The following is a 24,901-nucleotide window of genomic DNA, read 5'->3' on the forward strand; positions in this document are numbered from 1 at the left end:
CTGCCGCCTGAGGACCTGATCGGGGTACACCACCTCGTGCATCGTGGTTGGATCGATGGTGGCGCCCCCGCCGCTGAACGACCTCCCGAACGGTCGTCGGCGGTGGAGAGCACTCGTTGTCCGGGTGCTCCGTGACCCCTCGACCGCACGGAAGGACAGCCCCGGTGCTCGGCATCCCCACGCATCTCGCCCCTCGGGTGAACGCGTGGTCGACCGTGCGCGCCTTCCACGCGGCGGCGATCGGCTCCCTCGTGGCCGCGGCGCTGCTGTTGGTCCTCTACCGTCTCGACGCCCCGAACGACCACGTCCTCGGCGCCGTCCTGGCCGTCGTGCCGATGCTCGTCATGATCGCCGTGCACACGCATGTCGGTACCTGGCGGTCCGGCGCGGCCTTCCTCGTCGTCGGGGGCATCTGCGCGTGGTGGTTCGCCACCGTCGTGCAACGTGAACTCGCCGACGTCCCCTGGGTCAGCTCCTACCTGCTGTCCCTGGTCGTCGTGCCGCTCGTCCTCATCGGCGGATCGGGGAGTGGCACCCTCCGTGTCGTCCTCTGGTCGGTGTCCGGCTTCACCGTCGGGAGGGTCGTGACCTCCGTCGCCGCTGCTCGGTCCGGCGGCCCTGACCACCCCCTCGTGCTCGCCTGGGTGACGCTCGGCTTCGTCATCGCGCTCGTCGTCGCGGTCAGCCGGTCGACCGCGCGGTCCGAGCGCGTCCAACCCGAACTGCTGCGGTCCGCCCGGGAAGAACACGTCACCGCGTACCGCGCCGGCATCGAGGCAGAAGCCGCCGCGATCCTGCACGACACGGTCCTGAACCACCTCAACGCCATCGCCCTCGCACCGGCCGGACCGATGGACGAGCACCTCGCCCGGACCATGGAGTCCGACGTCGCGATGCTCACCGGCCGGGCCTGGCTCGCAGGGGACGCCGCCGCGTCGGACGGTGCCGATGCGGCTGACGCCGCGTCCGAAGCGGTCATCGCGTTCGAGCGGATGATCGACGAGCAGCGGGCCACGGGTCTCCAGGTCGCCGTGACGGGCGACCCGTCGTCCGTCGGGCGCCTGGACCCGCGGGCCATGACCGCCGTCGTCCGAGCCGTCGGGCAGTGCCTGGCGAACGTCCTCAAGCACGCCGGCACCGACACCGCCGAGGTCAGCGTCTTCGACGACGGCGCGGCCTGCACCGTGATGGTGGTCGACGACGGGCGCGGATTCGACGAGCAGGCGACGGGCGCCGACCGGATGGGCCTCCGGAACTCCGTCCGCGAACGCATCGGCCGCGTCGGCGGCGACGTCCAGGTGTGGTCGTCGCCCGGTTCCGGCACGAGCGTGATGATGAGCGTCCCGTACGCGGCGACGATCGGCTCCGCGCCGGTCGTGCACCTCGCCGGTGACGACGACGTGGAGCGTGCCTCGTGACCGCCGCCCGGCCGGACCGCGGTCGCGGGGGAGGCCGCCGGACCGCGCAGCAGTACGACCCGCTCGGTGCGATGGGCTCCCGGCCCCTCGCGGTCGCGATCGGTGCCGGCGGGGTGCTCTGGGCGAGCCTGGTGTCCCTGTTCGACCGCGACGTCGTCGGCGCCCCGACGGTCAGTGCCCTGACCGTCCTGCTGCTGGCGGCCTCCGCGGTGGTGGTGATCAGCGCCTCCAGTCCGTTCCGTGCGCCGTTCCCGCGCTGGGCGTTCGTCGCCCACGTCGCGTTGCTCGCGGCCGCGACCGTGACCAGTTCGGCGGCGCAGTGGGGGCCGGACCGTTCCCTCGTCAACGACTTCATGGTCCTGCTGTGCGCTGTCGGCATCGTCGAGGTCGCACCGTACCGTCCGTGGGTGGACCTGGTCGTCGGCGGGCTCGTCCTGGCGGTTGTCAACGGCGTGACCGCCGGGACGGTCGCCGCGGTGTACCCGGCCGGCGTTCCGGTGTCCGTGGCCGCGTTCCTGGCGGCTGCGCCGACCCTGGTCCTGACCGCCGCGGCCGCCGTGTTCGCGCGGACCTTCGCCGGTCTGGCGGAACGGGTACAGATCCGTGCCGGGTCCTACTCCGTCGAACGGGCTGAACGGGACGGCATCACCGCGAGCGTCCAGCAGGACCGGTCCACGATCCTGGCGCGCGACGTCGCACCGTTCTTCGCCGAGCTCCGGACCCGCGCCTCGATCACCGACGCCGACCGTGCTCGAGCACGCGCGATCGCCGACGGCATCCGCCAGGCGATGGTCGCCGAGGCGGACCGCACCTGGCTCGAGTACGCCGTCCGGGTGTCGGGCGACGCCGCGGCGACCGTCCACGATCCGGAGGGGCTGGCGTCGGCCATGGACGCGGACCAGCGGACCGTCGTCCGGACCTTCGTCCGGGCGCTGCTCGGCTCCGCGACGGTCGACCCGGCCGGCGTCCGGGTCACGGTCGCCCCCGTCGGCGCGCTCGCGCCCGGCCTGGGTGCGGACGGGCCAGCGGCCGGTGCGGCGGGCTCGACGACGCCGCGGGTCGGGATGACCTTCGACGTCGTGGTCGCGGACTCCGACGTCGGGATCCACCGCACCTTCGACCCCTACTTCGCCGTGCTCCGCGTGACGTTCCCCGACACCGACGTCGCCGTCCGACCATCGTCACTGACATTAAGGTTCTCGTATGACCAGCACTGACCCGAACCGTCCCGCGGAGGGCGGTCCGTCGATGCCGACCCCGGGTTCGCGACGGGTGCGCCTGGCCATCCTCGACGACCACGAGGTCCTGCTCGACAGCCTGTCGAGCTGGATCGCGGTGAACGCCTTCGACTTCGACCTGGCCCTCACCGCGCACACCTGGCTCGAGATGGTGCACAGCGACAGCTTCCCGACCGACCTGGTGTTCCTCGACTTCCAGCTCAAGGAGCCCGTCTCCATCGAGGCCCGGGTGCGCACCTGCCGTGCCGCTGGTGCGAAGGTCATCGTGCTCTCCAGCGTCGACGCGCGTGAGTCCCGCGACCGGTCGCTCGCCGCCGGCGCGGCCGCGTTCCTGTCGAAGTCCCTGCCGATGCGCGAGGTCATGGACATCGCGCGCGAGGTCATGGGCGTCGCCCGCGAGACCCCCGCGCAGCGCGAGTGGCGGCCGTTGCCCACCGGCGCGAGCGCCCACCAGCGGCCCAAGCTCAGCCACGGTGAAGAGGAAGCGCTCCGCCTGTACGTCTCCGGCTACTCCACCAACGAGGTCGCCGCGCAGATGAACGTGCAGTACGAGACCGCGAAGACCTACCTGCGCCGTGTCCGCGAGAAGTACGCGAAGGTCGGTCGCCCGGCGTCGAAGAAGTCCGACCTGATCCGTCGTGCGGCGGAGGACGGTTTCCTCGCGTAGTGGCGAAGCTCTACTTCCGCTTCGGCGCGATGAACAGCGGAAAGAGCACCGGACTCCTGCAGGCCGCCTACAACTACGAGGAGCGCGGTCAGCGGGTCCTGCTCGCGAAGCCCGCCGTCGACACGAAGGGCGACCGTGAGATCGTCTCGCGGCTCGGTGTGACCCGGACCGTCGACGTGGTGCTGCCCGCCGACGTGGACGTCCGTGCCGCCATCGCCGACGCCGGTGCCACCGACCCGGAGTCCGCCCGCCTGGACGGGATGGTCCGACCGGTCAGCTGCGTGCTCGTCGACGAGGCCCAGTTCCTCACCCCCCGGCAGGTCGACGACCTGCTGCGGATCGCCGTCCTCGACCAGATCCCGGTCCTGGCGTACGGCATCCGCACCGACTTCCGTACCGAGGCGTTCCCCGGCAGCCGGCGGTTGCTCGAGGTCGCGCACTCCCTGGAAGAGCTCAAGACGATCTGCCGCTGCGGACGCAAAGCGGTGTTCAACGCGCGGAAGATCCACGGCCAGTTCGTCTTCGACGGGTCACAGGTCGCCATCGACGGCACCGACGTCGAGTACGAGTCGCTCTGCGCCAACTGCTACCTCACCGAGTCCGGTGGACGCCTGGACGGCGCCGCCGAGCGCTGACGCGCCGTCCCGGACTGCTGACGCGCCGTCCCGGACTGCTGACGCGCCGTCCCGGACTGGAGGCGCGGAATGGTCTCGGGGCGGCTCACGTTGGCTCCGACATGAGTGACGCACCCCTGCACCTTTCCGTCCTCGACCTCGCCACGCGCGAGTACGGCCAGTCGAACACCGAAGCCCTGCAAGGCTCGATCGACATGGCCGTCCGGGCCGAGCAGCTCGGCTACGAACGGATCTGGGTCGCCGAGCACCACGGCATGCCGGGCATCACGTCGTCCGCACCCGCCGTGCTGCTGAGCGCCGTCGGAGCCGCGACCTCCACCATCCGGATCGGGTCCGGTGGTGTGATGCTGCCGAACCACGCACCCCTCGTCATCGCCGAGCAGTTCGGCACCCTCCGCGCCCTGTACGGCGACCGCGTCGACCTCGGCATCGGACGGGCACCCGGTACGGACGGCGCGACCGCGATGGCGCTGCGTCGCACCGACCGCCTGGACGTCGACGACTTCCCGCAGCAGCTCGCCGACCTGATCGGGTTCTTCACCGGCATGGAGGAGTCGAACCCGCTCTCCCGGATCCGCGCCGTCCCCGGCTACGGCGACGTGCCCGAGTTCTGGCTGCTCGGCTCCTCCGGGTACAGCGCGCAGGTCGCCGGTGCACTCGGCATCGCCTTCGCGTTCGCCCACCACTTCGCCTCGGACAACACCGAAGCGGCACTGGCGCTCTACCACCAGTCGTTCCGGCCGTCCCGCTTCCGGTCGGAGCCCCTCGCCCTCATCGGCGTGCAGGTCGTCACCGACGAGGACCCCGCCGTGGTCGAGGAGCAGAGCGCCCCGGGCATGATCTCCTTCATCCGGATGCGTCAGGGCACCAAGCCCGAGCCGGTGTCCATGGACGAGGCGCGGGCCTACCAGTTCTCGGACCTCGAGCGTCGGTTCATCGCCGCACGCACCGAGCGTCAGGCGTACGGCACGCGCGAGCAAGTCGCGGCGAAGATCAACGACCTGGTCGAGTCGACCGGGGCGGACGGTGTCATCGTCGCCCCGGGCGCCGCACAGGCGCGCTACCGGCACCAGGCGCTCGAGGTCGTCGCCGGACTGCACGCCGAGGGGCGTCTGGTCCGCCCGGGCGTCGCGGTCGCGTAGGGGAGCGGCTGGCGCTCTGCTGCTGGGCGCGGCCCGGCACGCAGCCTGGCTCGCGCTGCGCCGGTTCGGCGTGGACACGCACTACCGGAACCGGTTCGCACCGCGGGAAACCCTGGCGCGGGCCGGTTCTCGTTGTGCCGAGACCCAGACGGCTGTTGGGCGCGAAAACGGCTGATCTGAACACCAGGACAGCCCTCGGCGGTACAGCCCCGGGAAATGCAGAACGGCCCTGGTTCCGAGTGGAACCAGGGCCGTAACTGTCGGGGTGACAGGATTTGAACCTGCGACCTCGTCGTCCCGAACGACGCGCGCTACCAAGCTGCGCCACACCCCGCGGTGTGATCACTCCGTTCCCGGAGCAACCCCAGAAGTCTATCCGATGTTCGGGGGTGCTCACGACCACTCGATGTCGGCCGGGCGCGTCGCGGGCGGGGGCCACGAGACGGGGCACGGTCGTGCCTCCCGGCCGCATCCAGGGCGACCGACGCGGCGAACCGTGGCGGCGGGCCGGGGACACGGGAGCGACGGGACCACCCGGGTGGGCCCGCATCAGGCGCTTCCGGAACGCGGCCAGCAGGGTGATGCTGACGGGAGGACGGCGCGAGGGGCCAGCAGAAGGCGTCCGGCGGGCGGCGCCGGGCGGGTCGCGCCGATCAGCTGGCCGTCAGCAGGGTGAGGCTGGCGGCAGGAGCAGCCGGCGGGGAGTGGCCGGCGTCGGGTCGAAGCGGGCGGACCCCGGTGCGCTTCAGCCTCGGGCGGTGAGCGTCACGACGACGGCCTCGGGCCGGACGGCGAACCGGATCGGGGCGTAGATCGAGGTGCCGAGGCCGGCGGAGACGTTGAGCCACGACCAGTGCGTCCGGTTCTGCCACTGGTGCAGTCCGCTGGCGTACCGACGGGGGAGGTCCGAGTTCGTCACCAGGGCCCCGATGCCGGGGACGGCGACCTGGCCGCCGTGGGTGTGCCCGGCGAACACGACGTCGGCGCCCTGCGTGACGAAGGCGTCCAGCACCCGACGGTAGGGCGCATGCGTGACGCCGATGGAGACGGGTGAGGGGCCGGTCTCGTCCTCGGACCAGGGGACCTCGGAGCGCATCTCGTCGACGTTGGCCGGCAACAGGTCGAGACGGTCCCAGTCGCGGTGCGCGTCCGAGGTACCGAAGAGCTCGAAGCGTGAGCCGCGGACCTCGATCGCACGGGCGTGGTCGTTGAGGTCGAGCCATCCGAGGGACTCGAAGAAGGCCGTCTGCCGATCGACGTCGAGCTTCGCCGGAGGTGTCTCGGGCCGCATCGTGCTCGGACCGGACAGGTAGCGCGCCGGGTTCCGCGGGGACGGGGCGAAGAAGTCGTTCGAGCCGTACACGAACGCACCCGGGACGCCGCGGAACGGCTCGAGGGCGTACTCGACGGCGGCGTTGGCGGTCTCGTGCCCGAGGTTGTCGCCGGTGTTCACGATGAAGTCCGGCTCGACCAGGCTGAGGTCGCGGATCCACTGCTGCTTGTCGGCCTGCCACGGGGCCATGTGGATGTCGGAGAGATGCAGCACCGTCACGTCACGCGAACCCGCGGGCAGGACGGGGACCGTCTCCCATCGGATGCCGAAGCGGCGGCGTTCGACCAGTGCACCCCAGGTTGCTGAGGCGACTCCGACCGCGGCACCCGCGGCCAGGACGCCGAGGGCACCGCGGCCGCGGCTCATCGGCAGTCCTTCGGCGCCTTGCCGTCCTTGTTGCCGAACAGCTTGAGGGTCACCCCGGTGGTCTTCGCCGTGGCCGTCCCGGCGCCCGGAGCCACCGCGGCGACGGTGCACTCGTTCTTGCCGTCGCCACGTTCGTAGTCGCCGGCGACGGCCACGTTCGTGAACCCGGCGCCCGCCAGGGTCGATTTCGCGTCGTCGACCTTCTTGCCGCCGACATCGGGGACCGAGGCCTGCGATCCGTCAGTGGTGTACACCGTCACGCTCGAGCCCTTGGAGAGCTGGAGTCCGGCTGCCGGGCTCGTCGACGAGACCGTCCCCGCGGTTCCGCCGCCGGACTGCACTCCGCCGTCGACGTAGGTCAGCCCGACGTTCGCGAGCGCTGCCCGTGCCGCGTCGGGGGTCTGCCCGGCCACGTTCGGCACGGTGATGCTGTTGCCGCGGATGGCCGCCGCGGACGGGGTCTCGAACTCGCCGCCCGGGTACTGGGTGTTCACGACGGTCTGTGCTTGACGCCACAGTCCGGTGCGGGAGCTGGCGTACTGGCCGTTCGGTCCGTACATGAACCGGAGGCTCTGCTTGCCCTCGATGTTGCCGAGCCACGCTGCCGTCGCGACCTTCGTGGTGGCGCCGACGAGCCAGAGCTGGTCTGCTTCGTCAGTGGTACCGGTCTTGGCGAACTCGTCGAACCCGTCCGGCGTCCGACCGCCGACGGCGGTCCCGACGGTCAGGACCTTCTTGAGCGCGTAGATCGCGGTGGCCGTGACCTCCGGGTCGACGGCCTGCGTGCACTCCTTCGGCTGCCCGCCGAGCGACTTGCCGTCCGCGTTCGTGACGTTGTCGATCGCGATCGGTCGGCAGAACGTGCCCTTGTTCGCGATGCCGGCGTACGCCGCCGCCATCGTCAGCGGCGCGATGTAGTTCGTTCCGAGGACGAACGACGGGTTGGTGCGGACGTCGGTGGTCGTCTTCTTCGACATGTCGTCCGCGTACTCGGTCGAGGTGGCGCGGGGCTTCGCCAGGTGCACACCGAGACTCTCGGCCGTGTCGCGGATGTCGCAGAAGTCGAGCTTCTGGGCCATCTGGACGTAGGAGTTGTTGATCGAGCGGTAGGTGGCGTTCTCGACCGTCATGTTCCCGCCCTCACCAGGAGCGTCGTTCCGCACCGGGTACGCAGCGGAGATCGGCGTCTTGCACTGCGTGAAGCTCGAGAAGGTGCGCGGCGTGCCGTTCACGATCTCCTGTAGCCCGTGGCCGTTCTGCAGCCAGTTCAGCAGCGTGAACGGCTTGAAGGTCGAACCCGTCTGGAAGCCCTCACCGCCGCCGTACTGCTGGTCGACACTCAGGTTGAGGCCGGTGTCCGTTGCCGGAGCGCACGCGTTGGGGTCGGCACCTTCTGAACCACACGCGGCGAGCTGGTTGTAGTTCTTGTTCTGCACCATCGTCAGGACACGACCCGTGTCGGCCTCGACCGAGTTGAGCACACCACCGAGCTTGAAGCGGGCCTCGGTGTTCGGGGCGTACTGGTTGATCAGGTCCTTCTGCGCGTTGTTGAGGTCCAGGTTCAGCGTGGTCTGGATCGTGTACCCGCCGTTGCGCCAGGCTGCGTCACGCTGCTTCTGCGTCGCGCCGAGTTGTGACATCTCCTTGACGATCTGCACCGCGTAGTCACAGAAGAACTGCGAACCGTTGCCGGCAGCGGCCTTGCAGCCCTGCGTCGGGTCGGTCAGGTGCACGTAGTCGGCCGGCTTCGACGCGATGGCCTCGTCGAACTGCTTCTTGTCGATGTGCTTCTGCGCGTACATCGACTTGAGGATGACGTCACGACGGGCGACGTTGGCCTCGTAGAACTTGGGGTCCGACAGGTTGCGGGTGTTCGGCGACTGCACGATGGCCAGGATCGACGCGCCCTCGGCGGGGGTCAGGTCCGTGGCGTTCTTGCCGTAGTAGTGCTGGGCCGCGGCCTGCACGCCGTAGGTCTGGTCGCCGAAGAAGGCGATGTTGAGGTACCCCGTGAGGATGTCCTTCTTCGAGTACTTCTTCGCGAGCCCGATCGCGAGCTTCATCTCCTCCAGCTTGCGGGAGACCGAGACCTTCGTCGCCTCGTTGTAGGCCTTGAGGCGCTCTTCCTGCGTCGGGAGCTCGAGGGCCTGCTGCATCTTGATGTTGCGGACCAGCTGCATGGTCAGGGTCGAGCCACCGCCGGAGTCGCCGAGGCCACCGCCCGCGACCGTCCCCACACCGGCTCGCACCAGCGAGGTCATGTCGACCCCGCCGTGGTCCCAGAAGCGCTTGTCCTCGCCGTCGATGGCCGCGTTCTTCAGGTTGTCGCTGATCTGGTCGTACTTCAGTTCCTGGCGGTTCTGGTCGTAGACCGTCGCCAGGTGCACGGGCTTGCCGCCCTGGTACGCCAGCACTTCGTTGCGCTGGGGCAGGTCACCGAGCTCGATGTACTCGGGCAGGGACTCGAACACCCCGATGGTCGAGGTCGTCGTGACACCGGCGACCGCGATGGCCGGGGTGACCCCGATCGTGACGAGCAGACCGGCGAGTGCGCTGAAGCCGACGAAACCGATGAAGGCGCCGACTGCGGAGACGGGCTTGGTCCGACGGGCAGACGTCTTCTGGGCAGACATAGGATGCAGCCTAAACGACACCTCGGACTGAAAGGCTGGCAAGGAACCGCATGCGCCGCTGGGAATACCTCACGACTCCGTTGATCATCCACAACACCACTGCCATCCTGAACAACTTCGGTGACCAGGGCTGGGAACTGGTCCAGGTCGTCACCGGCCCCGAGGGCGGCCTGGTCGCCTACCTGAAGCGTCCGAAGGCCGACGCATGAGCATCGAGGACCGCCTGCACGAGCTCGGCCTCACGATCCCGGCCGTCGCCGCGCCCGTCGCGGCGTACGTCCCGGCCGTGGTCTCGGGCTCGCACGTCTTCACCGCGGGGCAGCTGCCCTTCGTCGACGGCGCCCTCCCGGTCACCGGCAAGGTCGGGTCCGCGGTCGACGCCGAGACCGCGACCGCGCAGGCGCGGCAGGCCGCACTGAACGGCCTCGCCGCCGTGCAGAGCGTCGCCGGGTCGCTCGACCGGGTGGCGAAGGTCGTCAAGGTGACCGTCTTCGTCGCCTCGGACCCCTCCTTCACAGGTCAGCCCGGCGTCGCGAACGGCGCCTCGCAGCTCATCGGCGACGTCTTCGGTGAAGCGGGCATCCACGCCCGCAGCGCCGTCGGCGTCGCGGTGCTCCCGCTCGACGCCCCCGTCGAGGTGGAGCTGATCGTCGAGTTGACGGACTGAACCACCGGCGGACGTGACCGGTCCGCGAACGAGGAGGAGGGCCTCCAGTCCGGATCGGACGGGAGGCCCTCCTTCCGTCGGCGGGTCTACATCAGTTCCGCGATGGTCGCCATCACCGTCGGGTCGGCCAACGTCGTCGTGTCGCCGATGCGTCGGCCCTCGGCGGCGTCGCGGAGCAGGCGGCGCATGATCTTGCCCGAGCGCGTCTTCGGCAGCTCGGGGACGATGACGACCTGGCGGGGCTTCGCGATCGGGCCGATCCGCTTGCCGACCCAGTTGCGCAGTTCGGTCGCCGCGGACACGCGGTCGACGTCCGCCGCGGCGTCGGCGGTGAGGATCACGAACGCGACCACCGCTTGTCCGGTCGTCTCGTCGGCGGCACCGACGACCGCCGCCTCGGCGACGCCCTCGTGACCGACCAGTGCCGACTCGATCTCGGCCGTGGACAACCGGTGCCCGGAGACGTTCATGACGTCGTCGACGCGTCCCTGCACCCAGATGTCGCCCTCGCCGTCCAGACGGGCACCGTCGCCGGCGAAGTAGCGGCCGGGGAAGCGTGACCAGTACGTCTCGACGAAGCGGTCCTGGTCACCCCAGATGCCGCGGGCCATCGCAGGCCACGGCTCGGTGATCGTGAGGTAGCCGCTGCCACCCGGTCCGACGCGGTTGCCGTCGTCGTCGACGATCTCAGCGACGATGCCGGGCAGCGGAGTCTGGGCGGCGCCGGGCTTGAGCTTCGTCACGCCGGGCAGGGCCGAGATCATGATGCCGCCGGTCTCGGTCTGCCACCACGTGTCGACGATCGGCGTCCGGTCGTGACCGATGACCTGCCGGTACCACTGCCAGGCCTCGGGGTTGATCGGTTCCCCGACGCTGCCCAGCAGGCGCAGGCTTTCGAGGCTGCGGGCCTCCGGGATCTGCCGGCCGGCCTTCATCGCCGCGCGCACGGCGGTGGGTGCGGTGTAGAGGACCGTGACGCCGTACGCGTCGACGAGGTCCCACCACCGGCCGGGCTTGGGCTCGTCGGGGGTGCCCTCGTACAGGACCTGTGTCACGCCGTTCGCGAGCGGGCCGTAGACGACGTAGGTGTGCCCGGTGATCCAGCCGATGTCGGCGGTACACCAGTAGACGTCCTTCTCCGGGTGCATGTCGAACACGTTCTTGTGCGTGTACGCCGCCTGGGTCAGGTAGCCGCCTGAGGTGTGCACGATGCCCTTGGGCTTGCCGGTCGTGCCGGACGTGTACAGGATGAAGAGGGGGTTCTCGGCGGGGAACGCCTGCGCCTCGTGCTCCGGGGCGGCTGCGGCGAACTCGTCGTGCCACCAGCGGTCCCGGTCGGTCCACTCGACGTCGTTGCCGCCGCGCTGGACCACCAGCACGTGCTCGACGCTCTCGGTGCCCTCGCCCTGCAGCGCTTCGTCGACCGCGGGCTTGAGCGGCGAGACGGCGCCGCGGCGCCAGCCGCCGTCGGCCGTCACGACGACCTTGGCGCCGGCGTCCTCGATGCGGGCGCGCAGGCTCTCGGCGCTGAAGCCGCCGAAGACGACGGAGTGGATCGCACCGAGGCGAGCGATCGCCAGCATGGTGACCACGGCCTCCGGGATGAGCGGCAGGTAGACGACGACGCGGTCGCCCTGTGTGACGCCGAGACCCGCGAGCATGTTCGCCGCACGCTGCACGTCGGCGGTCAGCTGCGCGTAGGTGATGGTGCGGGTGTCGCCGTTCGCGCCCTCGAAGTGGATCGCGACGCGGTCACCGTTGCCCGCGCGGACGTGCCGGTCCAGGCAGTTCTCGGCGACGTTCAGCTCACCGTCCGCGAACCAGCGGGCGAACGGGGCTGCGGACCAGTCGAGCGTGCTCGTGAACGGCGTCCGCCACTCCAGCAGGGCGCGGGACTGCTCGGCCCAGAAGGCCACCCGGTCCGCGCTGGCGGCGTCGTGCAGGGCACGGTCTGCCACCGCGTCGGCCACGAACTCCGGCGACGGCGGGAACGTCGTGGCGTCACCGGGGGTCTGGTCGGTCTGGTTCTGGTCGGCCGGGTTCTGGCCGGCACCGGTCTGGTCGGTACGGGTCTGGTCCTGCTGCGGAATCGTCATCGATGTCCTCTCGTCTCGTCCGCCGGGGGCGCGGTCGGACCACCGAGGCAGTCGATGACCGGGCGCCTCCGGAGACTACTCCGAGCGCCGACGCCGCCGAGGCGCCTGTGGACAACTCGCTCACCGCGGATGCTCGGGTCCGGTCCCGCACGGCCGGATGGTCGATCCACGCACCGGATCGCGTTCTCCGGTCAGAGGTGTCGTCGGATCCGGTTCCTGGGGTACAGTTGTTCCTGCCGGGCTCGTTCCCGGTGGCGCCGGCCAAGATTCCCCCCAATCCGCCGGTGTCCTGGCGGCACCCGTTCCCCCCAACAGGTGCCGCCTCTTCTTTTTCCCGCGGTGCCCGCGTCTCCCGGGCCCTCCGTGAGGCACGCTCAGACCTGCTCGATCCGCGCAGGTACGCGGAACGGTGGACAGAGCGGTCCACCGGCAGGATGACGCATCGTGCTCCTGCAACCACACTGACTGGACCGACCGTTCTTCGAGTGTCCCCCTCATTGCGGACCGGCGAGAGCCCCGGAATCCTCGGGATCCGGGCCTCGACGGCGGGGTACGGCCGACGAGTTCGGGGTACAAGTCCCGCACTCTCGCCACCGGTGGTTGCGTTCTCCACCGGTCCGTCCTGGAGGCACTGGCCGCGCCCGCCCCGTCCGTACCGTCGTCGACATGCACCGGCATCGCGCACCGTTCCTCCCCGGCACCCCACGTCCGGAGCACCGTCGTCAGGCCGCCGCGCTCGTCGACTTCGAGGAACTCGCACCCCTCGTCGCCGACGACCGCGTCACCGACGTCCTGGTGCTCGGGGGACGCGGGGTCTGGGCCGACCGTGGCGGTGCGCTCACCGCGGTCAGCGGCCTGGTCCTCTCGGAACGGCGGACCCGTGACCTCGCTCGAGCCCTCGTGGCCCGCGGTGGTCGCCACGTCGACGAGACCACACCGTGCGCGGACGTCCGTCACGGCGACGGCATCCGGGTCCACGTGGTCCTCGCGCCGGTGAGCGTCCTCGGCACCACCATCTCGATCCGACTGCCACAGAACGCGCTCCCGACGATCGACCGGCTCGCCGACGGCGGCTTCTTCCAGCACGTGCCGCGCGCCGTCGTCGACGGGGCCGTGCAGGAGCGACGGAACGTCCTCATCACCGGGGCGACTGGCAGTGGCAAGACGACCCTGCTCGCGGCGATGCTCGGGTCGGTCCCGACGGACGAGCGGATCGTCACGGTCGAGGACGTCGCCGAACTCCGGATCGACCACCCGCACGTCGTCGCCCTCGAAGCACGGCAGGCCAACGCGGAGGGCGCGGGTGCGCTCGGGACGGAACGGCTGCTCCGCGAAGCGCTGCGGATGCGGCCCGACCGCATCGTCGTGGGGGAGTGCCGGGGCGCCGAGATCCGCGAGCTCACCTCGGCGCTGAACACCGGGCACGACGGGGGAGCGGGGACGGTCCACGCGAACGGGGTGGGCGACGTCGCGGCGCGGCTCGAGGCGCTCGGGGCGCTCGCCGGGCTCAGTCCGGAGTCCTTGGCACGGCAGGCGGCGAGTGCCTTCGACCTCGTCCTGCACGTGGAGCGCCGGAACGGGGTCCGGCGGCTCGCCGAGGTCGGACGGTTCGGCGTGGACCGGCAGGGGCGGCTCGAGGTGGTGTCGGCGTCGGCGTCCGGGGCTGGGTTCCGGCCCGGGCGTGGGCCTGCGGCGGTGTCGGTCGGAGCGAGCACGGGGTTCGAGGGGCGCGGGCGGTCTGGTTCGCCCGCCGGGGTGTCCGGCGGGGAGCGGGCACGCCGCGCCAGGGTGGCGCCGGCGCGTCTCGACGGTGACAGCGACGACGGTGTCGGCCCTCTGCCCGCCAGCGGGAACGGCAGCGGGGTCGATCGTGGCGTCATCGGCGGTCCCGGCGGTGGTGCCGGTTCCGCTGGAGCGCACGCCGACACCGACATCGGTCACGGCGGTGTGGCGCGCCAGCGGCCTCGTTCTGCAGGCGGGTCCCATCGACGGACCCGCGGAGCGTGACGCCGCCGGACGATGCGCTCGCCGTGGCGCGGGCGGTGGACCGCGTCGCGGTGTTGGTGGCAGCCGGGGTGCCACCGCCCCGGGCGCTGGCACTGGTGGCCGAACTCGGAGCCGGCGCCGGAGCCGGCTCGGGACCGCGCCGGTCGTCGTCCGTCGGGAGGCCGCCCAGCACCGGTGGGTCCGAGGTCGACGGCGTGCTCGCCGTTGCTGCCCGGACCGGATCGCCCGTCGTCCCCGCACTCCGCGCGCTCGCCGGAGCCCTGCGTGACCGGGCGGCGGCGGAACGAGCGGTGCGCACGGCCCTCGCCGGCCCACGGGCCAGTGCCCGGGTGGTGCTTGCGCTGCCGGCCTTCGGTGTGCTGCTCGGCTCGGCATGGGGCGTCGACACCGTCGGTGTATTCACCAGGACGCCGCTCGGGTGGTCCTGCGTCGTCGTCGCAGCACTGCTCGTGGCCGTGGCCGTGCGCTGGAGCCGGCACCTGCTCGCCGCCGCGGCCGACACCGGAGGAGCGCCCGGCCTGCTCCTCGAGGTCTGGGCCGTCGCGCTGTCCGGCGGCGGCGCCTGGTCCGACGCGGACCGGACGGTCGCGGCGGTCTACGGCGATCGCGACTGGCCCGAGGTGGACAGGCGGCGGCTCGCTGAGACCCTCGCCCTGGCGGACCACGCCGGCGTGCCGGCAGCCGGGCTCCTCCGCGCTGCTGCCGTCGACCGACGCGCTGACGCCGCTGCCGAGGGCCTGGTGCGGGCCGAACGACTCGGAGTGCGGTTGGTGCTGCCACTCGGGGTCTGCGTGCTGCCGGCGTTCGTGTGCGTCGGGGTGGTGCCCGTCGTGCTCGGGATCCTCTCCTCCACAACTCCCGGACTGCGCTGACCTCTGCACGGACCGGATCGTGGCTCTCCTGCCCGAGGTCGTCCTCGCCGAAGGTGGATCCAGGGCACGGAACGACGGACCACCTCGTTGCCGGGTCCGCCCAGAGCGCCGGAGCGGCCGGCGCCACAGTAGAGAGGAACGAAGAGATGCGGGAACACCATCGGGTGCACTGGACGGCGCTGCGGAGCAGGATCGCCGAGGACCGGGGATCCGCCACGGCGGAGTACGCCGTCGTCATCCTCGCCGCGGTCGCCTTCGCCGGGGTGCTCGTCGCGGTGATGCGCTCCGGAGAGGTGCAGGCGATCCTGACCGACCTGGTCCGAACGGCACTGACTCCATGAGAGCGGTACAGCGCGTCAGGTGCGGCCCCGGGCGCGACCGCGGCTCGGTCACGGTCGAGTTCGCCCTCGCGCTGCCCGTCGTCGCGGTCTTCCTGACGGTCGGGATCGCCGGGGTGCTCGCCGTCGACGGGCAGGGGCGGCTGCAGACCGCCGCTGCCGTCGCTGCCCGGGCCACCGCTCGCGGGGACGAGCCGGCTGCTCGGCAGGCGCTCGACCAGGCGGACGCCGAGTCCGTCCGGGTCGAGCACGCTGCCGGTCTCGTCTGCGTCCACGCCGGGCGTCCCGCCGGGACAGGGCCCTTCTCGGGCATCGTCCTGCAGGGGGACAGCTGCGCGGCGGACGAAGCCGATGCGGCCGGTCGGTGAGCGTGGTTCCGCGACGGTCGTGCTCGTGGCGGTCCTGGCCACGACCAGCATCCTGACGGCCTCGTTGCTCGGTGCCGCCGGCCACCGGGTCGCGGCCGCGCGTGCCCGAGGCGCAGCCGACGCGGCAGCGCTCGCCGCGGCGGCAGCGACCGTCGGCCTCGTGACGGACCCACCCTGCGTCGCCGCTGCACGACTCGCTCGGGTCAACGCAGCCGTCCTCGTCGGCTGCGGTGTCGGCGGCGCACGCGCCCGCGTCGAGGTGTCCGTCGGCACCGGTCCGCTGTCCGCACACGCGGTCGCCGTCGCCGGCCCGCGGCCGTGATCGGCGACGCGCCGACGGCAGTCCGAGCGGTCCGGTCAGGTGTGGCGGACCGGCTCCGGCTCCACCGGCCATCCCCACCGGAGTGTGTATGGTGTGCCTGTCGGCCCGCCGGTCACCGAATTCCCGGTCGACCCGGACGCTTCCACGACGTCCGTCGGCCGATCAGCACCATCGATCAAGGAGACACGTGCCAGGCACGAAGAAGCTCGTGATCGTCGAGAGCCCCGCGAAGGCGAAGACGATCGCGCAATACCTCGGCGACGGATACGAGGTCCAGGCCTCCGTCGGACACATCCGTGACCTCGTCGAGCCCAAGAACCTCCCGGCCGAGCTCAAGAAGGGCTCCCTCGGCAAGTTCTCGGTCGACGTCGACAACGGCTTCGAGCCGTACTACGTCGTCTCCGATGCGAAGAAGAAGACCGTCGCCGACCTCAAGCGCGCCCTGAAGGACGCCGACGAGCTCTACCTCGCAACAGATGAAGACCGCGAAGGCGAGGCCATCGCGTGGCACCTGCTCCAGGTGCTGAAGCCCAAGGTGCCCGTGAAGCGCATGGTGTTCCACGAGATCACCAAGGAAGCGATCCAGCGCGCCCAGGAAGCCACGCGTGAACTCGACACCGCGCTGGTCGACGCCCAGGAGACCCGCCGCATCCTCGACCGTCTCTACGGGTACGAGGTCTCGCCGGTGCTCTGGCGCAAGGTCGGGCCCGGGCTCTCCGCCGGTCGTGTGCAGTCCGCCGCCACCCGCCTGGTCGTCGACCGGGAGCGCGAGCGTCTCGCGTTCGTCTCCGCCAACTACTGGGACCTGACGGCCCGCTTCGAGAAGCCCGAGCAGGGCGGCTTCACGGCTCGCCTCGCCCGGATCCACGGCAAGCGCGTCGCCTCCGGTCGTGACTTCGACGACCAGGGCCAGACCACGTCCGACGTCGTCCGTCTCGACGAGGGTTCGGCCAGCTCGCTCTCCGCGGTCCTCGACCGGGCCGGCGACGCCGTCGTCCGCAGCGTCGAGTCGAAGCCGTACACGCGGCGACCGGCCGCTCCGTTCACCACGTCGACGCTGCAGCAGGAAGCGGCGCGCAAGCTCCGCTTCTCGGCTCGCCAGACGATGAGCGTCGCGCAGTCGCTGTACGAGAACGGCCACATCACCTACATGCGTACCGACTCCGCGTCGCTGTCGCAGCAGGCGATCTCCGCGGCTCGGAAGCAGGCGACCACGCTCTACGGAGCGGACTCGATCCCGGCCAAGCCCCGTTCCTACGCCGGAAAGAGCAAGAACGCGCAGGAGGCCCACGAGGCCATCCGCCCCGCCGGTGACACGTTCAAGACGCCGTCGCAGATGGAGGGTGTCCTCCGGGGCAACGACCTCCGTCTCTACGACCTCATCTGGAAGCGCACCGTCGCGTCGCAGATGGCCGACGCGAAGGGTTCGACCGCGTCGGTCGTGCTCGGCATCGCGTCGACCGAACCGGTCGAGGGTCTCGCGAGCACCGCGAACGGCACCGACGTCGAGTTCACCGCCTCCGGCACCGTCATCACCTTCCGCGGCTTCCTCAACGCCTACGAAGAGGGTCGGGACGAAGAACGCGCCTCCAGCGACTCCGCCGACGACGCGAAGCTGCCGCAGATGGCCGAGGGTGACCACCTGGGCGTCTCGGACGTCGCTGCCAAGGGACACGACACCTCCGCTCCGCCGCGCTACACCGAGGCCAGCCTGGTGAAGACGCTCGAAGAGCTCGGCATCGGACGCCCGTCGACCTACGCCGCGATCCTCTCCACGATCATGGACCGTGGGTACGTGACGCAGCGCGGTACCGCCCTGGTGCCGAACTGGATCGCGTTCAGCGTCGTCCGCCTGCTCGAGGACTACTTCGGCGACCTGGTGCAGTACGACTTCACCGCCGAGATGGAGAACGACCTCGACCGGATCGCCAACGGCGAGGAAGACCGCGTCGACTGGCTCAAGGAGTTCTACTTCGGTGGCGGTGACCAGCGCGGTCTCCGCACGGTCATCGACAACCTCGGCGAGATCGACGCCCGCGAGATCAACTCGGTCGAACTCGCGCCGGGCCTGACCCTCCGCATCGGTCGGTACGGCCCCTACATCGAGACCCCGAGCGACGACCCGGAGAAGCCGCGCCGCGTCAACGTGCCCGAGGACATCGCGCCGGACGAGCTCACCCTCGACAAGGCCCGCGAACTGGTCGAGGCCCCGGTCGTCAGCGACCGCGTGGTCGGCATCAACCCGGAGACGGGCAAAGAGGTCCTGGCGAAGGACGGCCGCTTCGGTCCGTACGTGACCGAGCGCACCCCCGAGCCCGAGCCGACCGTCGACCCGGCCACGGGAGAGGTCCTGGCGGCCGAACCCGAGCCGGCAGCAGCGGCAGCCGACACGAAGACCACCACCAAGACGGCCGCGAGCAAGACCGCGGCTGCGAAGAAGGCGCCCGCCAAGAAGACGACGGCCAAGAAGGCCGCCGCGCCGAAGGAGCGCACCGCGTCCCTCTTCAAGTCGATGGACCCGGGTTCGGTCGACCTCGAGACCGCGCTGAAGCTCCTGGACCTCCCGCGCACCGTCGGGAAGGACCCGGAGTCCGGCGACGAGATCACCGCGCAGAACGGGCGGTACGGGCCGTACCTCAAGAAGGGCACGGACACCCGGACCCTCCCGAGCGAGGACGCCATCTTCGACGTGGACCTGCCCGGGGCCCTGGAACTGTTCGCGCAGCCGAAGTACGGCGCCAAGCGTGCCGCCAGCGCTGCGCTCAAGGAGTTCGACGCGGACCCGGTGTCCGGCAAGCCGATCAAGGTGAAGGACGGCCGCTTCGGCCCGTACGTCACCGACGGTGAGACGAACGCCACGATCCCGCGCGGTGAAGAGGTCGAGACGGTCGACTTCGAGCGAGCCGTCCAACTGCTCGCCGACAAGCGCGCCAAGGGCCCGGTCAAGAAGAAGGCCCCGGCCCGTCGCGCCCCCGCGAAGAAGAAGTGACGACGGACGGCGCCGACCGCGGCTGGTTCATCACCCTCGAGGGCGGTGACGGCGCAGGCAAGACCACGCAGGCCGAGCGTCTCGAGCAGTGGCTCGGGGCGCACGGTCGGCGGGTCGTCCGGACCCGGGAACCCGGTGGCACTGACCTCGGGCAGCGCATCCGCGAGATCGTCCTGCACGACCGCGGCCACGTGACGCCCCGTGCCGAGGCCCTGCTCTACGCCGCCGACCGCGCACACCACGTCGAGACGGTCGTCCGTCCGGCCGTGGCCCGCGGTGACGTCGTCCTGCAGGACCGGTACATCGACTCGTCCGTGGCGTACCAGGGCGTGGCGCGCGACCTCGGCGCCGACCAGATCCGTTCGGTGTCGGACTGGGCAGCCGACGGCATGACGCCGGACCTCACGGTGCTGCTCGACCTCGACGTCAGCATCGGGCGCGAACGTGTCGCCGCCGCTCGCGGTGACGTGTTCGATCGCCTCGAGTCCGAGGCGGCCACCTTCCACGAGACCGTCCGGCAGGCGTTCCTCGACATGGCCCGTGCCGAGCCGCACCGGTTCCTGGTCGTCGACGCCGCCGAGTCGGCCGACCTGGTGCAGGAGCGCATCCGAACGGCCGTCGCCGCGCTGATCGGCGCTGCGTGATGCCGCACGACGCAGCGACGCGGCCGTCCGCCGGTCGACGGTCCGCCCCGTCGGTGGATCCTGCGAGGATCGCCCCGTGAGTGTGTGGGAGGGCCTGACCGGGCAGGAAGAGTCCGTCGCGGCGCTGCGGAGTGCCGCCGAGTCGACCGACGGCTCGGGGGGCATGACCCACTCGTGGTTGATCACCGGCCCGCCCGGCTCGGGCCGCTCCAACGTCGCCGCGGCCTTCGCCGCCGCCCTGGTCGGCAACGGCCCGGACGACGACCACACGCTCCGGCTGATCAGCGCTGGTACGCACCCCGACGTCGCCCGGCTGACGACCCAGCGCGTCATCATCACGATCGACGAGATCCGGCAGCTGGTGACCTCGTCGCACTTCTCGCCCTCGGTGGGCCGGTACCGCGTGCTCATCGTCGAGGACGCCGACCGGATGACCGAACGGACCTCGAACCTGCTGCTCAAGGCGCTCGAGGAACCGCCGGAGCGCACCGTGTGGATCCTGTGCGCCCCGAGTGAGGCCGACCTGCTGCCGACGATCCGGTCGCGCGTGCGTTCGGTCCGACTGCGGGTGCCGGGCATCGAGTCGGTCGCCGACCTGATCGTGGCGCGGACCGGTGTGGACCGCGTCCTCGCGACCGATGCCGCCCGTCAGGCCCAGAGCCACATCGGCATGGCGCAGCGCCTGGCCACGAGCGAGGACGCCCGCGACCGTCGTCGACGGACACTGACCACGGTCCTCGCGATCCGCAGCGTGGGCGACGCCGTGAACGCCGCGGCCGCGTTGCTGGCCGTGGCGGACGAGGACGCGAAGGCGATCACCCTCGAACGTGACGCCGAGGAGCGCGACGCCGCCCTCCGGTCCCTCGGCGTGCAGCCGGGCGGCACCGTCCCCCCGGCCCTCCGCTCGCAGCTCCGCGTGCTCGAGGAGGACCAGAAGCGTCGCGCGACCCGCAGCCTCCGCGACGGCCTGGACCGCATCCTGGTCGACGTGTCCTCGCTGTACCGCGACCTGCTGTTGCTCGGACTCGGTGCGCCGACCGAGCCGGTGAACCTGGCGATCCGACACGAGCTCGAGCGGGCTCTGCCGTCGGTCCCGCCCGCGGCGGCGCTCGAGGTACTCGATGCCATCGCGACGGCCCGGCAGCGGATCGGCGCGAACGTGGCAGCGCTCCTGGCCCTCGAGGCGCTGCTCGTCACGGTCGCCCGCGCGGTCCGCTGAGGACCGGCACATGAGCGGACGGGACCTCGACGCAGCCTGGGGATCCCGACAGGGTTCTCATGCTGGGCGCGATGGTCGACGTGGGAGGATCGCCCCATGACCGACGCCGCACCGGGCCTCCGCGAACGGAAGCGCCGCGCCACCCGCCTGGCGATCCAGCAGGCCGCGCTCAGCATCGCGATCGAGCACGGGCTCTCGGCGGTCACGGTGGACGAGGTCTCCCGTCGCGCGGACGTCTCGCCGCGCACGTTCTTCAACTACTTCCCGAGCAAGGAGCAGGCGATCCTCGGCGACGACCCGACCCTGCCCCAGGGCGAGGACGTCGAGACCTTCGTCGCCGGCGGCCCGTCGGGGGAGTTGCTCGCCGACCTCGGCGCCCTGCTCGTGCACTCGGCACACGAACTCATCGACGAGCGTGGGCTGATCGGCGAGCGGCAGCAGGTCCTCCGCGCGAACCCGGAGCTCTTCAGCCAGCGGATGGCGTCGATGAAGGAGTTCCAGGCCGCTGTCCAGTCGGTCGTCGAGCGACGGCTGCGGCGCGAGGACGGCCTCCCGGCCGAGAGCAGCGTGCCCATGACGCCGGCAGACGACGAGGTCCGTCGCCGTGCCCGGCTGGCGTCGCTCGTGGGCATGGCCGCACTGCGGCACGCCTGGTGGGAGTGGTCCGAGGGGGATGCGGACGCGCACCTCGTCGACGAACTCGCGCGGTCCTTCGCCGATCTCGGCGCGCTCGTTTCGCGCTCCCTCGTCTGATCCTGTACAGTGATTTCTCGTGCCGCTCCGGATCTCCGGAGCGTCCGCCGCCTTAGCTCAGTCGGTAGAGCGATTCACTCGTAATGAATAGGTCGTCGGTTCGATTCCGACAGGCGGCTCCGAAACCCCCTCGTTCCTGCCGGAGCGAGGGGCTTCTCCGTTACCGGGCCGGAGCCGGGCCGGGCCGGGCCGGGCCAGAGCCGAGCCGAGCAGGACACGCACGCACGCCGACGATCACGCGTCCCACCCCGGGAGGCCCGTCACCGGCACTCGTGCACGCGCGCCTCCCACGGACGCAGCCGCCCGGCGACCGGCGCGTCGCCGAGGTTCCCCAGCACCAACGCCCCCACGCGCCTCCCGACCGACTCCGGCAGCTCCAGGTCCGACGCCGACAGGTTCGCGACCACGACGAGCGGTGCCTCGTCCGCGTCGGGGAGCGCCCGCGTGAACGCCCACAGCGCCGGGTGCTCGGGCTCGAGCAGCGCGAAGGTCCCGAGCCGCACGGTGCGGGAGCGGTGCCGCAGGTCGATGAGCCGTCGGTGGTGCTCGTAGACCGAGCGGTCCCCGGCGGCCCGGTCACCCGCGACGGTGACCTGCGGCCAGCCCTGCCCCATGCCGATCCACGGTTCGACGGCGGAGAACCCGCCGGCGGGCTCGCTGTCGTCCCAGGGGATGGGCGTGCGGGCGTTGTCGCGGCTGCGGAAGGCGAGGGCCTCGATCGCTTCGGACTCGGGCATCCCGCCGCCGACGGCACCGCGGAACCAGTTCAGCGACTCGATGTCCCGGTACTCGTCGAGGCTGGTGAAGCCGGCGTTCATCATGCCGATCTCGTCGCCCTGGTAGACGTACGGGGTGCCGCGGTGCAGGTGCAGCACGGTGGCGAGCAGCGTCGCCGACTCGTAGCGGAAGGCGAAGGGGTCGGACAGCCCGGCGCCGAACCGGGACACCGGCCGCGGCTGGTCGTGGTTCGACAGGTAGAGCGAGTTCCACCCGCGGTCCTCGAGCCCGGTCTGCCACCGCGCGAGCGAGCGCTTGAGCGCCGGCAGGTCGGTCTCCTGCCGGGTGAACTTCGACGAGGGTGTGTGGTCGAGTCCGACGTGCTCGAACTGGAACACCATGTCGAGCTCGTGGCGTTCCGGGTCGGTGAAGAGCGCGGCGTCCTCCACGGTGACACCGGGCATCTCGCCGACGGTGAGCAGGGCCTCCCGACCGGCGAAGACGCGTTCGTGCATCTCCTGCAGGTGCTCGTGGATGCGCGGTTGCATGACGTACGCGTCGCTGTCGCCGGAGAGGGCGTCGTCGTCCTTGGCGATGTGGTTGATGACGTCCATCCGGAACCCGTCGACACCGCGGTCCAGCCAGCGGTTCATCATGTCGTACACGGCGGCGCGGAGGTCCGGGTTCTCCCAGTTCAGGTCCGGCTGCTGGGGCGTGAACATGTGCAGGTAGTACTGACCGGTGCCGGGGTCCCACGACCAGGCCGGGCCACCGAACGCGGCACGCCAGTTGTTCGGCTCGTGGCCGTCGACCGGGTCGCGCCAGATGTACCAGTCGTGCTTCGGGCAGGTGCGGGACTGCCGGGCGGCGCGGAACCAGGGGTGCTGGTCGCTGGAGTGGTTGACGACGAGGTCCATGACGAGCTTCATGCCGCGCTGGTGCACCTCGACCAACAGCGCGTCGAACTCGTCGATGGTGCCGAACAGCGGGTCGATGTCCTCGTAGTCGGCGATGTCGTAGCCGTTGTCGGCCTGGGGCGACCGGTACACCGGCGACAGCCAGACGACGTCCACGCCGAGCTCGGCGATGTGGTCCAGGCGGCGTCGCAGGCCGGCGAGGTCGCCGACCCCGTCGCCGTTCCCGTCGGCGAAGCTGCGCGGGTACACCTGGTAGACGACGGCTCCTGTCCACCACGGTTCCGGTCCGGTCACGGCGCCTCCTCGCGTCGGTGCGCGCCCCCGGCGCGCGTGCCCACCAGTGCGTCGGACTGGAGGCCCGTCCCGCGTTCCGGTGTCGGGCCTCCAGTCGTGTCGGCTGGTGACCCGCACGGTACGCTCCGCGTCCTGACGGCCGGTGCACGGAACGACCTGCGCACGGAACGACCTGTGGGGAGTGCGACCTGTGGAGGACGCATCTGTCCACAGCTCGCCGATCTCGCCACGACGGGGGCGGGGGCTGCTGGTAGACACGACGCATGGCCATCCGATGGGGAGTACTCGGGACCGGCGGCATCGCCCGGTCCTTCGTCCGCGACTGCCGTGCCGCGGGGGTGGTGTTCACCGCGGTCGGTTCCCGGACCGACGAGTCCGCTCGGGCCTTCGCCGAGGAACACGGCATCCCGCGTGCCCACGGTGACTACGCCGCCCTGGTGGCGGACGACCAGGTCGACGCGGTCTACGTGGCGACGCCGCACTCCCGACACGCCGAGGACGCCCTGCTCGCGATCGCCGCCGGCAAGCACGTCCTGGTCGAGAAGGCGTTCACGATCACGGCGGGAGAGGCCCGACGGGTGCGTGACGCCGCGCACGAGCGCGGTGTCCTCGTGATGGAGGCGATGTGGACCCGCTTCCTGCCGCAGACCGCGATGATGCGCCGGGTCCTCGCCGAGGGCCGGATCGGCACCCCCCGGCTGGTGCAGGCGACGCACCACCAGGCGCTGCCGACGGACCCGCGGCACCGACTCAACGACCCCTCGCTGGGTGGCGGCGCGCTGCTCGACCTCGGCGTGTACCCGGTGTCGTTCGCGGTCGACGTGCTGGGCGTGCCGACCTGTGTCGCAGCCTCCGGCACGCTGAGCGACCAGGGCGTCGACACGCAGATGGGCATCGTCCTGACGCATCCCGGTGGTGCCCAGTCGACAGTGCACTTCGCCCTCGACCTGCGCAGCCCGAACAGTGCGTCGATCATCGGCACCGAGGGGCGCATCGACCTCGACCCGACCTGGTGCACGCCCACCACCTGGCGCATCCGCGACGCCGACGGCGCGGTGGTGGAGGAGTTCGACGGGCGCGAGGAACTGGCCGGCTACCACCACGAGGCCCGCGGCTTCGAAGCGGCGATCACCGCCGGGGTGCCGGCGGACAGCAGCACGCACCTCGACCACACCATCGCGATCATGGCCGTGATGGACGAAGCCCGGCGGCAGGTCGGCGTCCGTTACCCGGCCGACGACGTCGACTGAGTGCCACGGTTGACCC

Annotated in this window: 21 protein-coding genes and 2 tRNA genes; 18 read left to right on the forward strand and 5 right to left on the reverse strand. The window is 71.2% G+C overall.

The annotated features are described in order from the left end of the window. Positions 1-164 precede the first annotated feature (164 nt). The 5 genes from SOM35_RS08760 to SOM35_RS08780 all read left to right on the forward strand — a co-directional run bounded on the left by SOM35_RS08760 (position 165) and on the right by SOM35_RS08780 (position 5,100). A complete protein-coding gene (locus tag SOM35_RS08760) occupies positions 165-1,418 on the forward strand; it encodes a sensor histidine kinase (protein ID WP_320515095.1) in 1,254 nt (417 codons plus the stop codon). After that, positions 1,415-2,635, forward strand: a complete 1,221-nt coding sequence (locus tag SOM35_RS08765) for a hypothetical protein (protein ID WP_320515096.1) — start codon at positions 1,415-1,417, stop codon at positions 2,633-2,635. Before SOM35_RS08760 ends, SOM35_RS08765 begins: the two co-directional genes overlap by 4 nt. Then, positions 2,622-3,323, forward strand: a complete 702-nt coding sequence (locus SOM35_RS08770; RefSeq protein WP_320515097.1) for a DNA-binding response regulator — start codon at positions 2,622-2,624, stop codon at positions 3,321-3,323. The genes SOM35_RS08765 and SOM35_RS08770 overlap by 14 nt, the downstream gene beginning before the upstream one ends. Then, the gene (locus SOM35_RS08775) at positions 3,323-3,958 is read left to right on the forward strand and encodes a thymidine kinase (RefSeq protein ID WP_320515098.1); all 636 of its coding nucleotides are present in this window, start codon (positions 3,323-3,325) and stop codon (positions 3,956-3,958) included. The genes SOM35_RS08770 and SOM35_RS08775 overlap by 1 nt, the downstream gene beginning before the upstream one ends. A 101-nt stretch (positions 3,959-4,059) precedes the next feature. After that, positions 4,060-5,100, forward strand: a complete 1,041-nt coding sequence (locus tag SOM35_RS08780; protein ID WP_253463701.1) for an LLM class flavin-dependent oxidoreductase — start codon at positions 4,060-4,062, stop codon at positions 5,098-5,100. Between the two features lie 260 nt (positions 5,101-5,360). On the opposite strand, the gene SOM35_RS08785 is transcribed toward SOM35_RS08780, so the two are convergent. From SOM35_RS08785 to SOM35_RS08795, 3 genes are all read right to left on the reverse strand, one after another. Then, positions 5,361-5,434 (reverse strand) — tRNA-Pro (locus SOM35_RS08785). Positions 5,435-5,845: 411 nt separating this feature from the next. Beyond that, complete coding sequence (locus SOM35_RS08790; RefSeq protein ID WP_320515099.1) at positions 5,846-6,799, reverse strand: metallophosphoesterase; 954 nt, start codon at positions 6,797-6,799, stop codon at positions 5,846-5,848. Next, the gene (locus SOM35_RS08795; RefSeq protein ID WP_320515100.1) at positions 6,796-9,432 is read right to left on the reverse strand and encodes a transglycosylase domain-containing protein; all 2,637 of its coding nucleotides are present in this window, start codon (positions 9,430-9,432) and stop codon (positions 6,796-6,798) included. The genes SOM35_RS08790 and SOM35_RS08795 overlap by 4 nt, the downstream gene beginning before the upstream one ends. 50 nt (positions 9,433-9,482) lie before the next feature. Here SOM35_RS08795 and SOM35_RS08800 point away from each other — a divergent pair, with 50 nt between their 5' ends. Beyond that, positions 9,483-9,641, forward strand: a complete 159-nt coding sequence (locus tag SOM35_RS08800; RefSeq protein ID WP_181431068.1) for a Sp36 family protein — start codon at positions 9,483-9,485, stop codon at positions 9,639-9,641. Continuing rightward, the gene (locus tag SOM35_RS08805) at positions 9,638-10,099 is read left to right on the forward strand and encodes a RidA family protein (RefSeq protein WP_320515101.1); all 462 of its coding nucleotides are present in this window, start codon (positions 9,638-9,640) and stop codon (positions 10,097-10,099) included. Before SOM35_RS08800 ends, SOM35_RS08805 begins: the two co-directional genes overlap by 4 nt. A gap of 86 nt (positions 10,100-10,185) precedes the next feature. Here SOM35_RS08805 and acs read toward each other — a convergent pair whose 3' ends face one another. Further along, positions 10,186-12,195, reverse strand: coding sequence for an acetate--CoA ligase (gene acs / locus SOM35_RS08810; protein ID WP_320515102.1), 2,010 nt, complete (start codon positions 12,193-12,195; stop codon positions 10,186-10,188). Between the two features lie 666 nt (positions 12,196-12,861). Here acs and SOM35_RS08815 point away from each other — a divergent pair. From SOM35_RS08815 to SOM35_RS08860, 10 genes are all read left to right on the forward strand, one after another. Further along, the gene (locus tag SOM35_RS08815; RefSeq protein ID WP_320515103.1) at positions 12,862-14,202 is read left to right on the forward strand and encodes a TadA family conjugal transfer-associated ATPase; all 1,341 of its coding nucleotides are present in this window, start codon (positions 12,862-12,864) and stop codon (positions 14,200-14,202) included. Then, on the forward strand, positions 14,199-15,074 hold the full coding sequence (locus tag SOM35_RS08820; RefSeq protein WP_320515104.1) for a type II secretion system F family protein: 876 nt from the start codon (positions 14,199-14,201) through the stop codon (positions 15,072-15,074). Before SOM35_RS08815 ends, SOM35_RS08820 begins: the two co-directional genes overlap by 4 nt. Before the next feature lie 146 nt (positions 15,075-15,220). Then, entirely contained in the window at positions 15,221-15,415 is a 195-nt protein-coding gene (locus SOM35_RS08825; RefSeq protein ID WP_290156796.1) for a DUF4244 domain-containing protein, read from the forward strand. Beyond that, the gene (locus SOM35_RS08830; protein WP_320515105.1) at positions 15,412-15,780 is read left to right on the forward strand and encodes a TadE family type IV pilus minor pilin; all 369 of its coding nucleotides are present in this window, start codon (positions 15,412-15,414) and stop codon (positions 15,778-15,780) included. The genes SOM35_RS08825 and SOM35_RS08830 overlap by 4 nt, the downstream gene beginning before the upstream one ends. Next, entirely contained in the window at positions 15,764-16,102 is a 339-nt protein-coding gene (locus tag SOM35_RS08835; protein WP_320515106.1) for a helicase, read from the forward strand. The genes SOM35_RS08830 and SOM35_RS08835 overlap by 17 nt, the downstream gene beginning before the upstream one ends. A 187-nt stretch (positions 16,103-16,289) precedes the next feature. Continuing rightward, positions 16,290-19,091: a type I DNA topoisomerase gene (topA, locus tag SOM35_RS08840; protein ID WP_111074303.1), complete on the forward strand. Its 2,802-nt coding sequence runs from the start codon at positions 16,290-16,292 to the stop codon at positions 19,089-19,091. Then, positions 19,088-19,735: a dTMP kinase gene (gene tmk, locus SOM35_RS08845; RefSeq protein WP_111074302.1), complete on the forward strand. Its 648-nt coding sequence runs from the start codon at positions 19,088-19,090 to the stop codon at positions 19,733-19,735. Before topA ends, tmk begins: the two co-directional genes overlap by 4 nt. Before the next feature lie 76 nt (positions 19,736-19,811). Continuing rightward, positions 19,812-20,954 carry a DNA polymerase III subunit delta' gene (locus tag SOM35_RS08850; protein ID WP_253463675.1) on the forward strand — a complete coding sequence of 381 codons (1,143 nt, stop codon included), beginning with the start codon at positions 19,812-19,814 and terminating at the stop codon, positions 20,952-20,954. Positions 20,955-21,050: 96 nt separating this feature from the next. Then, the gene (locus SOM35_RS08855; protein ID WP_221849700.1) at positions 21,051-21,707 is read left to right on the forward strand and encodes a TetR/AcrR family transcriptional regulator; all 657 of its coding nucleotides are present in this window, start codon (positions 21,051-21,053) and stop codon (positions 21,705-21,707) included. Between the two features lie 46 nt (positions 21,708-21,753). Continuing rightward, positions 21,754-21,826: transfer RNA gene (locus SOM35_RS08860), tRNA-Thr, on the forward strand. Positions 21,827-21,967: 141 nt separating this feature from the next. Here SOM35_RS08860 and SOM35_RS08865 read toward each other — a convergent pair. Continuing rightward, the gene (locus SOM35_RS08865; RefSeq protein WP_320515107.1) at positions 21,968-23,635 is read right to left on the reverse strand and encodes a glycoside hydrolase family 13 protein; all 1,668 of its coding nucleotides are present in this window, start codon (positions 23,633-23,635) and stop codon (positions 21,968-21,970) included. A gap of 263 nt (positions 23,636-23,898) precedes the next feature. Here SOM35_RS08865 and SOM35_RS08870 point away from each other — a divergent pair, with 263 nt between their 5' ends. Further along, positions 23,899-24,885, forward strand: a complete 987-nt coding sequence (locus tag SOM35_RS08870; protein ID WP_320515108.1) for a Gfo/Idh/MocA family protein — start codon at positions 23,899-23,901, stop codon at positions 24,883-24,885. Positions 24,886-24,901: the final 16 nt, after the last annotated feature.

Source organism: Curtobacterium sp. CFBP9011, assembly GCF_034045095.1.
GTDB lineage: Bacteria > Actinomycetota > Actinomycetes > Actinomycetales > Microbacteriaceae > Curtobacterium.